Origin of the sequence: Bradyrhizobium centrolobii, from assembly GCF_001641635.1 — a bacterium.
Taxonomy (GTDB): Bacteria; Pseudomonadota; Alphaproteobacteria; order Rhizobiales; family Xanthobacteraceae; genus Bradyrhizobium; species Bradyrhizobium centrolobii.
Window position 1 is genome coordinate 83625 of record NZ_LUUB01000081.1, and the last position, 13094, is coordinate 96718.

Consider the following 13094-nt stretch of genomic DNA (forward strand, 5'->3'; position numbering starts at 1 on the left):
AATAGAGGCCGGTGCCGCCGATGAAGATCGGCAGGCGGCCCTGCGCCTCGGCCTCCGCGAGGGCCTTCGCCGCATCAGTCACCCAGGCGCCGGCCGAGAAATTCACGGCCGCATCGACATGGCCATAGAGACGATGCGGAGTGCGCGCCTCGTCGCCGCGTGTGGGGCGCGCTGTGATGATGCGCAGGTCGCGGTAGACCTGCATGGAATCGGCATTGATGACGACGCCGCCGGTGGCGAGCGCAAGTTCGAGCGCCAGCGCCGACTTGCCGCTGGCGGTCGGGCCTGCGATAAGCACGGCCTTGCTCGGATGCTCCTCGCTCACGAAAACCTCAAATGTCCCTCGTCGCCACGCTGATCTGCAACCCCGCCAATCCCGCGCTCGACTCCACCATCGTCGACGGCGCCCGCGCCGTGCTGCCTGAGGCTCAACCGGCGCACTGGCTGTTCGACGGCGTCGCGGCCGACATTCCCTTCGGCGCCGACAGTAATCTCGAACGCGACCGTCACGCCATCGAACAGCAGTTGCGCGAAATCCGTGGCGATCTGCCCATCGACATTGTCGTGCAGCCGTCCGGCTTCCGGCGCAAGAAGCTTTTTCTCGCCGACATGGATTCCACCATGATCGGCCAGGAGTGCATCGACGAACTCGCCGATTTCGTCGGGGTGAAGGCGCATGTCGCAGCCATCACCGAGCGCGCGATGCGCGGCGAGATCGAGTTCGAGCCGGCGCTGCGCGAGCGTGTGGCACTCCTGAAGGATCTCCCCGTCAGCGTGGTCGACGAGGTGCTGGCGAAACGCATCACGCTGACGCCGGGCGGCCGTGAGTTGGTCGCGACCATGCGCGCGCACGGCGCCTATACCTGCCTCGTCTCCGGCGGCTTCACCCTGTTCACGCGCGCGGTCGCCGCCAAGCTCGGCTTCCAGGAAAACCGCGCCAACGAGCTCGTCGTGCGCGACGGCAAGTTCACCGGCGAGGTCAAGGAGCCGATCCTGGGTCGCGCCGCAAAGCTCGCGACGCTGGTGGATTTGATGGAGTCGTTCGATCTCGACGACATCGACTCGCTGGTGGTCGGCGACGGCGCCAACGACCTCGGTATGATCCAGGCGGCGGGACTGGGCGTGGCGTATCATGCCAAGCCCGCGGTCGCTGCTGCTGCCGCGGCGCGGATTGACCACGGCGATCTGACCGCGCTGCTCTACGCGCAGGGGTACAGGCGCCAGGAGTTCGTGGAGGCCTAGCCTCCCTTCCGCCGTCATCACCGGCGAAGGCGGGTGATCCGGATACGGAGAGGCCCCGGCCTACTGGATGGCCCGCTTGCTGCCTACGCTAAAGCTTCGGCGGCCCTAGGGCATGACAGTGAGCGTGGGGCGGGCAGCGTGCCTTACTGCACGCTCAGCGCAACAAACCGCAGCTCGCCGTCGCCGTTGGAGACGAGCAGCAGCACCGACTTCTTGCCGTCCTTCTTGATCTGGTCGATGCGATTCTGGACGTCGGCACCGCTCGACACGGCCTCCTGCGCCACCTCGACGATGACGTCGCCGGCGGAGAGCCGCTTGTCGGCGGCATCCGAATTGGCGTCGACATTGGTGACGACGACGCCCTTGACGCTGTCCTTGATCTTGTAGCGCGTGCGCAGATCCTTGCTCAGCGTCGCAAGATCGAGGCCGAGCGCCTTTTGCGTCACCGGCTTCTCGGGTGGCGGCTCGTCGGTCTTCACCGCGGCCTGCACCTTTTCGGGATCCTGGAGGCGGCCGAGCGTGACCTTCTTGGTCTCCTCCTGGCCCTTGCGGATGACGACGACGTCGACCTCCTTGCCGACAGCGGTGTCGGCGACGACGCGGGAGAGGTCCTTCGGGTCCTTGATGTCCTTGCCATCGAACTTGACGACGACGTCGCCGGGCTCGATACCGGCTGGCTTGGCCGGGCCCTTGTCGTCGACACCGGCGACCAGCGCGCCGCGCGCCGGCTTGATGTTGAGGCTCTCGGCGATCTCATCCGTCACGCTCTGGATGCGCACCCCGAGCCAGCCGCGGCGGAGTTCGCCGAACTGGCGGAGCTGGTCGACGACGCCCGCGACTGTCTTCGACGGCACGGCGAAGCCGATGCCGATCGAGCCGCCGGAAGGCGAGATGATCAGCGTGTTGACGCCGATGACCTCGCCGTCGAGGTTGAACAGCGGGCCGCCGGAATTGCCGCGGTTGATGGCGGCGTCGGTCTGGATGTAGCTGTCATAGGGGCCCGAGGAGATGTCGCGGTTCTTGGCCGAGACGATGCCGGCCGTCACCGTGCCGCCCAGGCTGAACGGATTGCCGATCGCGATCACCCAATCACCGAGGCGCAGCTTGTCGGAGTCGCCGAACTTCACCGAAACGAGCGGCTTCGACGGCTTGAACTTCAGCACGGCAAGGTCGGTCTTCTTGTCGACGCCGACGAGCTCGGCCTTGATCTTGGTGCCGTCGTTGAGGATGACGTTGATCTCGTCGGCATCGGCGATGACGTGATTGTTGGTCACGACGACACCCGACGTATCGATGATGAAGCCGGAGCCGAGCGAATTGGTCTTGCGCGGCGGGCCGTTGTCGCCGCGGTCTCCGCCCTTGCTTCCACCGCCGGGGCCGCGGCGGTTCTTGAAGAAGTCGTCGAAGAACTCCTCGAAGGGCGAGCCGGGCGGCAGTTGCGGCATAGTGTTGGTGCCGCCGCCCTTGGCCTCGACGGTCTGCGAAGTCGAGATGTTGACGACCGCATCGATCACCTTCTCGGCGACGTCGGCGATGCCCTCCGGTCCACGCGCGTAAGCCGGTGAGCCAAACACGCTGAAAGCGCCGATGGCGAGCGCGGCCAGCCCAAGGCGCAAGCGGGTCGGGGCAATGGTGGCAGCGGTCATTGTGATCTCCAGAGAAAGGATTCGACTCCAGACTGCGCACGAACAGGGGGACGGCGCAAGCACAGAGGTTAACCGGCCTCAAAACCGGATATTACGGCGAAAAACCGGCTGCCGGCTTCACTTTGGCGTTGGCGTAGCACCTAAATCGGGCGCCGCATAACCCAGATCAGGATCAGGCCGGCGACTGCCGAAGCGATCCCGACGGCGCGCAGCACATGGTCGGGCGTGGCAAGCGCGCTCTTCATGGCCTTGCGCATCCAAGTCGGACTTGCCGCGAACATCAAGCCTTCCAGCACGAACAGGATGCCTAAGCCGATGAGGAAGTCGGCAAACGCTATGGACCTCATCGGATTGGAACCTCCCCTTGTGCCGTTCTTGTCTCGAGGAAGGCCGGCTTCAGCGCCGGCCTTCGGATTGGCGTGCCTTTAAGGCTTCGCGGGCGCCGGCGTCTCGGTCCCCGACTTGCCGGCAGGGTTACTGAAATACCGGAAGAAGTCCGAATCCGGCCGCAGCAGGAAGCGGGTGTCGCTGGAACGCAGTCCGTTCTCATACGCCGTCATCGAACGGAAGAAGGCGAAGAAGTCGGCATCCTTGCTGTAGGCTTCGGCGAACAGGCGGGTGCGCTCGGCGTCGCCGGCGCCGCGGGTCTGCTCGGCCTGCGAATTGGCTTCCGCGACGATCACGGTCGCCTCGCGATCGGCCTTGGAGCGGATCTCCTGCGCCTTCTGACCGCCCTGCGCGCGGAACTCGGCGGCTTCGCGCTCACGCTCGGTCTTCATGCGCTGGTAGACCGCCTGGCTGTTCTGCTCCGGCAGGTCGGCGCGGCGGATGCGGACGTCGACCACCTGGATGCCGTAGCCGTCGGCCTCGCGGTCGAGCTGGTCGCGGATGCGCAGCATCAGCTTCTCACGATCGTCGCGCACCACGTTGATGAAGGTGACTTCGCCTAGCACGCGGCGCAGCGCTGCGTTCAGGAGCGTGGTGAGCTGGATGTTGGCGGACTGGATCGAGCCGACGCTCTGATAGAAGCGCAGCGCGTCCTTGATCCGGTAGCGCGCGAAGGCGTCGACCACCAGCCGCTTCTGGTCGGAAGCGATCGCTTCCTGCGACGGGTTCTCGAGATCGAGGATCCGCTTGTCGATGTTGATCACCGAGTTCCACGGCGCCTTGAAATGCAGGCCCGGATCAGTGACGACGTCGACGGGCTTGCCGAACTGAAGCACGATGGTCTGCTCGGTCTGCTGCACCGTAAACAGCGACATGTAGGCCACGATCACGATCAGGAGGAGCCCGAGCAGCGCGACGATGCCTGTAACCGGAGACCTCATCGGTTGCCTCCGCTCGGCTGCTGGCCGGTGGTGGGGGCTCGCTTGGGCGACAGTTCGCTGAGCGGCAGATAAGGCAGGACGCCCTGGCCCGAGGGGCCGCCGTCATAGACGAGCTTTTCCGAGCCGCCGAGCACGCGCTCCATCGTCTCCAGATAGATCCGTTCACGCGTCACGTCGGGCGCCTTCTTGTATTCATCGTAAACCTTCAGGAAGCGCGCGCTCTGGCCCTTGGCCTCGGCGATCGCCTGCTCCCTGTAACCCTCGGCGGCCTGCAGGATCTGCGCCGCGCGTCCGCGCGCCTGCGGCACGACCTGGTTGGCATAGGTCTGCGCCTCGTTCTGCAAGCGCTCGAGATCGGCGCGGGCCGCCTGCACGTCGCGAAACGCGTCGATCACCTGCGCGGGCGGATCGACCTTCTGCATCTGCACCTGGGTGATGAGAATGCCGGAGCCGTAGCTGTCGAGCGTCCTCTGCATCAACTCCTGCACGTTCTGCTCAGTGACGTTGCGGGCGCCGGTCAGGATCGGCTGGATCTGCGAGCGGCCGATCACCTCGCGCATCGCGCTCTCGGCGACCGCTTTCACGGTGCCTTCGGGATTCTGAATGTTGAAGAGGAAGTCGCCGACGCCGTCCGGCTTGATGCGCCAGAGCACGGTGAAGTCGACGTCGACGATGTTCTCGTCGCCCGTCAGCATCAGGCTCTCCTCCGGTACGTCACGGATGGAGCGGCCGCGCCGCGCCGGATCGTCGATCAGCGTCATGCCGATGGAGATCGCGGAGACGCGCAGCGCCTTCGGCAGCAGCACTGTCTCGATCGGATAGGGCAGATGATAGTTGAGGCCCGGCTGCACAGTGCGGACATGCTTGCCGAAGCGCAGCACGACGCCGAGTTCTTCGGACTGCACGCGGAAGAAGCCCGACAGCAGCCAGAACGCGACGATGATCAAGAGGATCAGCGTGATACCGACGCCGGAGAAATAGCCGCCGGGCAGAAGCTGCTGGAGACGGTCCTGGCCGCGCCGCAGAAGGTCTTCCAGATCCGGCGGCCTCGGCCCGACCGGTTGCGGGCCTGAGCCCCATGGCCCTTTCGGACCCGAGCCCCACGGGCCACCGCCCTGATTCTTCCACGGCATTCGTCAGTCTCCTCGGCAGACCGGGACTAGAACTCATCCGGCCGGCATGTGTCCGGTCCGGCTTTATAGGGGACCGGCAGGTCCCTTACAACGCGCCCCTGACCGTCCTCCGAGCTATGCTCGAGCACGGAAAAGTCAATGTAAACATTGGCGAATGCGGTTAATGTTGGGACCGCCGACGATATGTCACATAGGAGAAATCGGCGCTGTCGTCGGCTCCCGCCGGATGGCGGATGCGGCTCGTTTCCTCCCACTGCGCCTTGTCGACCTCGAAATGAGTGTCGCCTTCGGGCCGCGCATGCACTTCGGTGATCTCGAGCCGGTCGGCGAGATCGAGCCACTGCCGATAGATTTCCGCGCCGCCGATCACGGCGATTTCAGCGGCCGAACGCCGCAGGGCATCGCCGCGCGCGACCGACCCTGCATCCGCCGCCGATGTCGTTACAACAGCGCCGGCGGCGCGATAATTCGCGTCGCGGGTGACGATGATGTTGGTACGACCCGGAAGCGGCCGGCGCAGGGATTCGAAGGTCTTGCGCCCCATGATCACGGGCTTGCCGATCGTCAGCGCCTTGAAACGCTGCATGTCGGATTTCAGCCGCCACGGAATCGCGCCACCGGCGCCGATGACGCCATTTTCCGCGATGGCGACGACGAAGACGATCTCCATCAGGACGCCTTCCCTGCAAGCCGCGCGAGCGCGGGCCCTGTGACGCGGCACAATGTCCAATCGTCCATCATGACGGCGCCGAGCGATTTGTAGAATGCGATCGACGGCACGTTCCAGTCGAGCACCGCCCATTGCAGGCGCGACCAGCCGTTCTCGACGCATTCGCGAGCGAGATAGACAAGCAGTGCCTTGCCGAGGCCCCTGCCCCGATGCGACGGCCGCACATAGAGATCCTCGAGATAGATGCCGTGGCGGCCGCTGAAGGTCGAGAAATTGAGGAACCAGACCGCGAAGCCGACGGGCTCGCCCTCCCACTCGGCGATCGCGCAATAGAGCTGCGGATCATCGCCGAACAGCGCCTCCGCGATCATCGCTTCGGTCGCTTCCACCTCGTGCGAGAGCTTTTCGTAATCAGCGAGCTCACGGATGAATGCGAGGACGAGACCGGCCTCGCCGGGGCGCGCGCGGCGGATGTTGAGAGACATCGGCGCTAGACCGCGACTTCAGCCTTGATGTGCGGATGCGGATCGTAGCCGACGAGCTCGAAATCCTCGTAGCGGAAGGAGAAGATGTCCTTCACGTCCGGGTTGATCTTCATCACCGGCAACGCACGCGGCGCGCGCGTCAGCTGAAGCCGTGCCTGCTCCAGATGGTTGGAATAGAGATGGGTATCGCCGAAGGAATGCACGAAATCGCCGGGCTTCAATCCAGTGACCTGCGCAACCATCATCGTGAGCAGCGCATAGGAGGCAATGTTGAAGGGCACGCCGAGGAACACGTCCGCCGAGCGCTGATAGAGCTGACAGGACAGCTTCCCGTTCGCGACGTAGAACTGGAACAGGCAGTGGCACGGCGGCAGCGCCATCTTGTCGACCTCGGCCGGGTTCCAGGCCGAGACGATCAGGCGGCGCGAATCCGGATTGCGCTTGATCATGTCGACCACATTCGCGATCTGGTCGATGCTGCCTCCGTCGGGCGCGGGCCAGGAGCGCCATTGATGGCCGTAGACCGGGCCGAGATCGCCATTGGCGTCCGCCCACTCGTCCCAGATGGTGACACCGTGGTCGCGCAGATATTTGATGTTGGTGTCGCCCTTCAGGAACCACAGCAGCTCGTGCACGATCGCCTTCAGCGGCAGTCGCTTGGTGGTCAGCATCGGGAAGCCGGCGGACAGATTGAAGCGCATCTGGTGGCCGAACACCGACAGCGTGCCGGTGCCGGTCCGGTCGGTCTTCTCGGCGCCGTCTGAAAGAATCCGCTCGAGCAGGTCCTGATACTGGTGCATGTGCCATGAGCCTTTGGGAGGCGCCGAACTTAAAGGCCGCTCCCACGCTGCGACAGCGCCGATTCGCCGTCCGCACGGATTATACCCGGAAAAGTGAGCCTTCCGGCCGCAAACGACAAGGGGCGGAACCTGCGTCCCGCCCCTCGCCTATCGGCTTGATCCTGCTGGTTAAGTTGCCGGTTTGAGCACGGGGCTCCACTTCGCGATTTCGCTCTTTACGAGGGCCGCCAGCGCCTCCGGCATCCGCTCCGCAGCGGTCGGAATGACGCTGCCGAGCTCGAGCAGGCGCTTGCGCACCTTCTCGTCGTCGAGCGCCTTGACGGCGGCCGCATTGAGGCTCGCAACGATCGCGGGCGAGGTTCCCTTCGGCGCGAACATGGCGTTCCAGGCCTGGGCCTGGAACGCAGGCAGACCGGCTTCCGCCGTCGTCGGCACGTTCGGCAGCGACGGATTGCGCTCGGGCGTCGCGATCGCATAGGCCTTGATGGTGCCGGCATTGATCTGCGGGACGGCGTTGACGATCTGGTCGCACATGTAGTCGACCTGACCCGCCACCAGCGCGTTCATCGCAGGTCCCGTGCCGTTGAAGGGCACGCCGACCGGCTTGATGTCGAGGATGGAGTGCAGGAGCTCGCACGAGACGTGCGAGACGGAACCAACGCCGGCATGCGCGGCGTTCACCTTCTCCGCGTTCGCCTTCACATAGGCGACGAACTCCTTCAGATCCTTCGGCGGAAAATCCTTGCGCGCCAGGATCAGGATCGGCGTGCCCGCGAGCAGCGCGATCGGCTCGAAATCCTTCTCGGGATGATAGGCGAGCTTGGGATAGAGCGGCACGGACGCGGCATGCGTGCCCATATGGCCGGTGATCAGCGTGTAGCCGTCATTGGCCGCGCGCGCGGCACGCGTCGTCGCGGTGGTGCCGCCGGCGCCGACCACGTTCTCGATGATGATGCTCTGTCCCAGCGTCTGGGCCATGTGCGCGGTGACGATGCGCGCGACGACGTCGGTCGGGCCGCCGGCGGCGAACGGCACGATCATGGTGATGCTGCGCGTCGGATAAGTCTGCGCCGCGCTTGGCGCGACAAAGGCGCACAGCGATGCGAACGCTGCGACACATGCGCCCGCAAGCGCGCGAATGGAAGTCATCTCGATCCCCTGGGACACGAACAAAAATGCCGGCCAAGCGGCCGGCATTTTCATTTCATGAAGCTGTCGCACGAGTCGATTCGACTTCTGAATGCGGCGCGCCGACGCAGGGGCGCATCGCGGCTAGTTCTCGGACTCCGTGAACACCTCGTCGCGCTTGGCGCGCAGCACGGGCAGCACCGTGAGCACCAGCAGACCTGCTGCGATCGCGAGCAATACGGCCGACAAGGGACGCGTCAGGAAGACGCTCCAGTCGCCGCGCGAGATCAGCAGCGCCCGGCGCAGGTTCTCCTCCATCAGCGGTCCCAGCACCATGCCGAGCAGCAGCGGCGCCGGCTCGAAATCGTGCTTGATCAGCCAGTAGCCGACCAGGCCGAACACGCCGGCAAGGATGACGTCGACCGGCGCGTTGTTCACCGAATAGATGCCGATCGCGCAGAAGATCACGATCGAGGGGAACATCAGCCGGTAAGGCACGCGCAACAGCCGCACCCAGATTCCGACCAGCGGCAGGTTGATGATGATCAGCATCAAATTGCCGATCCACATCGAGGCGATCATGCCCCAGACGAGGTCCGGCTGCTTCTGCATCACCTGCGGGCCCGGCACGATGCCGTGAATGGTCATCGCGCCGACCATCAGTGCCATCACCGCATTCGGCGGGATGCCGAGCGTGAGCAGCGGGATGAAGGAGGTCTGCGCCGCCGCGTTGTTGGCGCTTTCCGGCGCCGCCACGCCCTCGATCGCGCCGCGGCCGAACCGCGACGGGTTCTTGGCGAGCTTCTTCTCGAGCGTATAGGCCGCAAACGATGCGATCACCGCGCCGCCGCCGGGCAGGATGCCGAGGATCGACCCGAGCACCGTGCCGCGAAGGATCGGAGGCGTCGAATCGACCAGATCCTTTCTGGTCGGCATCAGGCCGGTGATCTTCTGCTGCACGAGGTCGCGGTTCATCTCGGCGCCAGCGTCGAGATTGCGGATGATCTCGGCAAAGCCGAACACGCCCATCGCCACCGTCGCAAAGCCGAGACCATCGGCGAGCTCCGGAATGTTGAAGGCCATGCGCGAAGCGCCGGTCTCGATGTCGGAACCGACCATCGACAGCAACAGGCCGAACACGATCATCGCGATCGCCTTCAGCACCGAGCCCTTCGCCAGCACCACCGCAAAGATCAGGCCGAGCACCATCAGCGAGAAATATTCGGCGGGGCCGAACGCCAGCGCGAGCTTGGTCAGCGGCGCGCCGAGAACGGCGATGAGCACGGTCGCGACGCAGCCGGCGAAGAACGAGCCGATCGCGGCGATCGCCAGCGCCGGGCCGGCGCGGCCCTGCTTGGCCATCTGGTGGCCGTCGATGGCGGTCACCACCGATGTCGCCTCACCGGGAATGTTGACCAGGATCGACGTGGTCGAGCCGCCATACTGGGCGCCGTAATAGATGCCGGCGAGCATGATCAGCGCGCCGACCGGCGGCAGTCCGAAAGTGATGGGCAGCAGCATCGCCACCGTGGCGATGGTTCCGATGCCCGGCAGCACGCCGACCAGCGTGCCGACGAGAGCGCCGATCAGGCACATCAGAAGGTTGATCGGAGAGAACGCGACGACAAAACCGTGAGCGAGGTTGGCAAAGAGCTCCATTACACCCTCACTGGATCAGGAAACGCGGGAACATCGGCATCGGCAACCCGAGCACGTAGGGGAACAGCAGCGCGCAGCCGAGCGTCAGGCAGGCGCCGACGATGGCGGCCTCCAGCCATCGCGTCTCATGCGATCCCAGCGCTGCGATCAGGAAGCTCACGAAAGCCGAGACCACGAGGCCGAGCGGCCGGATCGCCAGCGCGAAAAACAGGATCGAGGCCATTACGAACATTGGCCCGCGCCAGGAATAATGAGCCAGCGCCGCCCCTTCGGCCAAAAGGCCGGTCAAGGCGATGCCGGCAGACAAGGCCACCAGCAGTCCGCCGAACATCCGTGGCGCGGTCCCAGCGCCGAACGAGAAGCCCCGCATGCCCTGCAAGTCGCTCGAGGCCCACAGCGCGAACAGAGCGAGCGCCATCAGAATGACCCCGCCGACATAGTCTTGAGCCGACCTGATCGTCATGAAGACCGTGACGATCGCCACCGCAAACAGCGGATAGGAATAGATCAGCGCCAGCATCACATCGGACGACGCCTTCTTGGTGTCGCCGCCGAGCGCTCCGAACAGCGCCCCGGGCGCGCCCACGAGCAGCGCGGTGGCATGGCTGATCACGACCGTCGCCGGACCGCGCCCGACGCCCCAGCCAAAGATCGTCCCGATCGACCAGATGAATTCGAAGATCTGCGGCGCTATGGCCAACAGACAAAAGCCGAGCGCCACCGACGTGTTTCGGGTGGCTGTCGCTGAGTGGCCCATCGTATCGGCCATGCATGTCTCCTCCGCGACCCGTAAGTCACGAGCACTGTTGTTCTAATCGGATGGAAAAGGATCCCCCGCCCGCATCACTGCCTAGCGATTTTCATCACACAATGCCAGCAAAACCCAACAGGCCCCCGGCCAGCAGCAGCCACAGCGGATTGACGCGCGAGACCGAGGCTAAGACCGCAACCGCGGCGGTCAGAAACAGGGCGATAAGGCTGCGATCGGTCGACTGGGCGAGGATCAAGGCACTTGCCGCCATCAATCCGATCGACAGCGGAACCAGCGCAGCCTGGATCAGGCCGGGCCAGCGCGATTGGCTGGGCCGGTTCAGGAGCCGGCTGACACAATAGGCCAGCAGTGCTGTCGGCAGGCACATCGCCAGCGTCGCCGCCAACGCCCCGAGAATGCCGGCAACGGCATAGCCGATTAACGTGACGATAAGCACGTTGGGACCGGGCGAGAGCTGCGCGATCGCATAGGCGTCGGCAAACTGCTTGTCGGTCATCCAGTGATGCACCTCCACGGCAATCCGGTGCATCTCGGGGACTGCCGCCGCGGCACCGCCGACGGCGAACAGCGACATCAGACCAAAGGTGGAGATCAGCGCCCAGATCGGGCTCTCGTTGGTCATGCTGCTACCTTCCGTCGCAGCACGAAGGTGACGGCGATGCTGAGGGGGATCGCAACCAGCAGCACCGCCTGAAGCGGCAGGCGGAGCACGCCGATGGCGGCGAAGACCGCGAGCATCAGGATGAGCCCGACGGCGTCCGGCTTCTTGAGCAGCGGGGTCATCATGCGGAAGACGACCGCGATCAGCAGCCCGACCGCGGCGCAGGAGATGCCCGCCAGGCTGCGGCGCAGCACCTCCAACTCGCCGAAATGGGCGTAGAGGACCGCAAGCACGGTCATGATCAGCGTCGGCGGCAGCAGCAGCCCGGTAAAGGCGGCAATGCCCCCGGCAACCCCGCGCAGCCGCGCGCCGAACACCATCGACAGATTGACGATGTTGGGGCCGGGCAGGAAATGGCAGAGCGCGAACGTCTCGTTGAACTCTTCGGCCGTCATCCAGCGGTGCTGATCGACGATGGCCCGCCGGGCAAACACCAGAACCCCGCCGAAGCCGGCCAGCGACATTCTGGCAAAGGCGACAAACAGCGCCAACAGGCCGGGCTGAATGCTTTTGGCCGGAAGATCCGGCTCTTGGGCGGCCGGTAACGAATCCTGGGACATGGCGGGACCTTAGAACGGCTGCCGCGGCACGGCCAAGACGTTACGGACCCCCTATCCAAAGGGAACAGCGTCGCTGTCGCTTGAAACCCCTGTTTTTTGAAACCTTTGCCCCCTATATTGGGGGTGCCGGTTCGCCGGCTATGGAAATAAACGGTCGTCGCAATAAACCATTCGGACCCGGGGGCGGTACCCGGCGCCTCCACCTAAGCCCACGGACATCTCGCGGGTTTCGGCGGGGGCGAAATAGGATCGACGAGGGCGTAAAGGGCGTACTTTTTCCCGGTATTGTTCCGCCGTTATCGGGCTACTGCAATAGTTGCCAACGACAACTTTGCTCCGGTTGCTCAGGCTGCGTAACGCAGTTTGAAAGACCACTTTAAAGTCCTAGCGGGTTAAGCTCCGCTAGGCGGGGTTCGGAGGCACCTGGCAACAGAAGCCTCCACTTGCCTTTCTTATTTTCTCCCCGGCGGGGGACTCCTGCTGACCCGTCAGGCGCGGTACCATTGCAGCTTGGCGAGTCGGGCCGGGGGGCCCGGCTTTCGGGAATGCAATAGGACTACCATGGCGACCGATCATATCCGATACGACGTGCTGGCGCGCGACGCGTTGCGCGGCGTGCTGCGCAAGGTGCTGAGCGATGCCGCAGCCCATGGATTGCCGGGCGAGCATCATTTCTTCATCACCTTCGTATCGAAGGCCGAGGGCGTGAAGCTGTCGCCGCGGCTGCTGGCCCAGTATCCCGAAGAGATGACGATCATCCTCCAGCACCAGTTCTGGGATCTGACCGTGCTCGAGGACCGCTTCGAGGTCGGCCTGTCCTTCGGCGGCATTCCGGAACGGCTGGTCGTGCCGTTCAGCGCCATCAAGAGCTTCCTCGATCCGTCCGTGAAATTCGGCCTCCAGTTCGACACCTCAGACGTCACCGAGGTGGAGCCGGAGAAGTTGCCGGCGGCTCCCGCGCCGTCGGCCGTGTCCGTACCCGCGCCAGCCGCCGAGGCGGCGGAGGCCAC

General features: G+C 64.9%; 15 protein-coding genes and 1 other RNA gene. 3 read left to right on the forward strand and 13 right to left on the reverse strand.

The features are described 5' to 3' along the window. Positions 1–325, reverse strand: a 325-nt coding sequence (locus tag AYJ54_RS52870; RefSeq protein ID WP_430641449.1) for an isopentenyl transferase family protein, incomplete at its 3' end; no start/stop codon positions are given. A gap of 11 nt (positions 326–336) precedes the next feature. On the opposite strand from AYJ54_RS52870, the gene serB reads away from it, so the two are divergent. Continuing rightward, positions 337–1242: a phosphoserine phosphatase SerB gene (gene serB / locus AYJ54_RS30785; RefSeq protein WP_063705018.1), complete on the forward strand. Its 906-nt coding sequence runs from the start codon at positions 337–339 to the stop codon at positions 1240–1242. A 143-nt stretch (positions 1243–1385) separates the two neighbouring features. Here serB and AYJ54_RS30790 read toward each other — a convergent pair whose 3' ends face one another. From AYJ54_RS30790 to AYJ54_RS30845, 12 genes are all read right to left on the reverse strand, one after another. Then, a complete protein-coding gene (locus tag AYJ54_RS30790; RefSeq protein ID WP_063705019.1) occupies positions 1386–2888 on the reverse strand; it encodes a Do family serine endopeptidase in 1503 nt (500 codons plus the stop codon). A gap of 140 nt (positions 2889–3028) precedes the next feature. Beyond that, positions 3029–3235, reverse strand: a complete 207-nt coding sequence (locus tag AYJ54_RS30795; RefSeq protein WP_063705021.1) for a DUF2065 domain-containing protein — start codon at positions 3233–3235, stop codon at positions 3029–3031. Between the two features lie 78 nt (positions 3236–3313). Further along, positions 3314–4216 carry a protease modulator HflC gene (gene hflC, locus AYJ54_RS30800; protein WP_063705023.1) on the reverse strand — a complete coding sequence of 301 codons (903 nt, stop codon included), beginning with the start codon at positions 4214–4216 and terminating at the stop codon, positions 3314–3316. After that, the gene (gene hflK / locus AYJ54_RS30805) at positions 4213–5349 is read right to left on the reverse strand and encodes an FtsH protease activity modulator HflK (protein WP_063705025.1); all 1137 of its coding nucleotides are present in this window, start codon (positions 5347–5349) and stop codon (positions 4213–4215) included. The genes hflC and hflK overlap by 4 nt, the downstream gene beginning before the upstream one ends. Before the next feature lie 160 nt (positions 5350–5509). Beyond that, positions 5510–6019, reverse strand: coding sequence for a dihydrofolate reductase (locus tag AYJ54_RS30810; protein ID WP_082905917.1), 510 nt, complete (start codon positions 6017–6019; stop codon positions 5510–5512). Next, positions 6019–6504, reverse strand: a complete 486-nt coding sequence (locus AYJ54_RS30815) for a GNAT family N-acetyltransferase (RefSeq protein WP_063705026.1) — start codon at positions 6502–6504, stop codon at positions 6019–6021. Before AYJ54_RS30815 ends, AYJ54_RS30810 begins: the two co-directional genes overlap by 1 nt. 5 nt (positions 6505–6509) lie before the next feature. Continuing rightward, complete coding sequence (locus tag AYJ54_RS30820) at positions 6510–7304, reverse strand: thymidylate synthase (RefSeq protein WP_063705028.1); 795 nt, start codon at positions 7302–7304, stop codon at positions 6510–6512. Between the two features lie 168 nt (positions 7305–7472). Continuing rightward, positions 7473–8453, reverse strand: a complete 981-nt coding sequence (locus AYJ54_RS30825) for a tripartite tricarboxylate transporter substrate binding protein BugD (protein WP_063705076.1) — start codon at positions 8451–8453, stop codon at positions 7473–7475. A 123-nt stretch (positions 8454–8576) separates the two neighbouring features. Next, entirely contained in the window at positions 8577–10091 is a 1515-nt protein-coding gene (locus tag AYJ54_RS30830; protein WP_063705030.1) for a tripartite tricarboxylate transporter permease, read from the reverse strand. Between the two features lie 7 nt (positions 10092–10098). Continuing rightward, the gene (locus AYJ54_RS30835; RefSeq protein WP_063705032.1) at positions 10099–10860 is read right to left on the reverse strand and encodes a tripartite tricarboxylate transporter TctB family protein; all 762 of its coding nucleotides are present in this window, start codon (positions 10858–10860) and stop codon (positions 10099–10101) included. Between the two features lie 94 nt (positions 10861–10954). Then, a complete protein-coding gene (locus AYJ54_RS30840; protein WP_063705034.1) occupies positions 10955–11485 on the reverse strand; it encodes a chromate transporter in 531 nt (176 codons plus the stop codon). Then, positions 11482–12084: a chromate transporter gene (locus tag AYJ54_RS30845; protein WP_063705037.1), complete on the reverse strand. Its 603-nt coding sequence runs from the start codon at positions 12082–12084 to the stop codon at positions 11482–11484. The genes AYJ54_RS30840 and AYJ54_RS30845 overlap by 4 nt, the downstream gene beginning before the upstream one ends. An 86-nt stretch (positions 12085–12170) precedes the next feature. Between AYJ54_RS30845 and ssrA the strand changes: the two genes are divergently transcribed. Further along, positions 12171–12528: a transfer-messenger RNA gene (gene ssrA / locus AYJ54_RS30850) on the forward strand. 117 nt (positions 12529–12645) lie between these two features. Next, positions 12646–13094 (forward strand): SspB family protein (locus tag AYJ54_RS30855; RefSeq protein WP_245329166.1); only part of this gene is annotated, 449 nt, incomplete at its 3' end.

Coding starts and splice junctions, on each gene's coding strand:
- serB (WP_063705018.1), top strand. CDS start 337: ATGTCCCTCGTCGCCACGCTGATCTGCAACCCCGCCAATCCCGCGCTC.
- AYJ54_RS30790 (WP_063705019.1), bottom strand. CDS start 2,888: ATGACCGCTGCCACCATTGCCCCGACCCGCTTGCGCCTTGGGCTGGCC.
- AYJ54_RS30795 (WP_063705021.1), bottom strand. CDS start 3,235: ATGAGGTCCATAGCGTTTGCCGACTTCCTCATCGGCTTAGGCATCCTG.
- hflC (WP_063705023.1), bottom strand. CDS start 4,216: ATGAGGTCTCCGGTTACAGGCATCGTCGCGCTGCTCGGGCTCCTCCTG.
- hflK (WP_063705025.1), bottom strand. CDS start 5,349: ATGCCGTGGAAGAATCAGGGCGGTGGCCCGTGGGGCTCGGGTCCGAAA.
- AYJ54_RS30810 (WP_082905917.1), bottom strand. CDS start 6,019: ATGGAGATCGTCTTCGTCGTCGCCATCGCGGAAAATGGCGTCATCGGC.
- AYJ54_RS30815 (WP_063705026.1), bottom strand. CDS start 6,504: ATGTCTCTCAACATCCGCCGCGCGCGCCCCGGCGAGGCCGGTCTCGTC.
- AYJ54_RS30820 (WP_063705028.1), bottom strand. CDS start 7,304: ATGCACCAGTATCAGGACCTGCTCGAGCGGATTCTTTCAGACGGCGCC.
- AYJ54_RS30825 (WP_063705076.1), bottom strand. CDS start 8,453: ATGACTTCCATTCGCGCGCTTGCGGGCGCATGTGTCGCAGCGTTCGCA.
- AYJ54_RS30830 (WP_063705030.1), bottom strand. CDS start 10,091: ATGGAGCTCTTTGCCAACCTCGCTCACGGTTTTGTCGTCGCGTTCTCT.
- AYJ54_RS30835 (WP_063705032.1), bottom strand. CDS start 10,860: ATGGCCGATACGATGGGCCACTCAGCGACAGCCACCCGAAACACGTCG.
- AYJ54_RS30840 (WP_063705034.1), bottom strand. CDS start 11,485: ATGACCAACGAGAGCCCGATCTGGGCGCTGATCTCCACCTTTGGTCTG.
- AYJ54_RS30845 (WP_063705037.1), bottom strand. CDS start 12,084: ATGTCCCAGGATTCGTTACCGGCCGCCCAAGAGCCGGATCTTCCGGCC.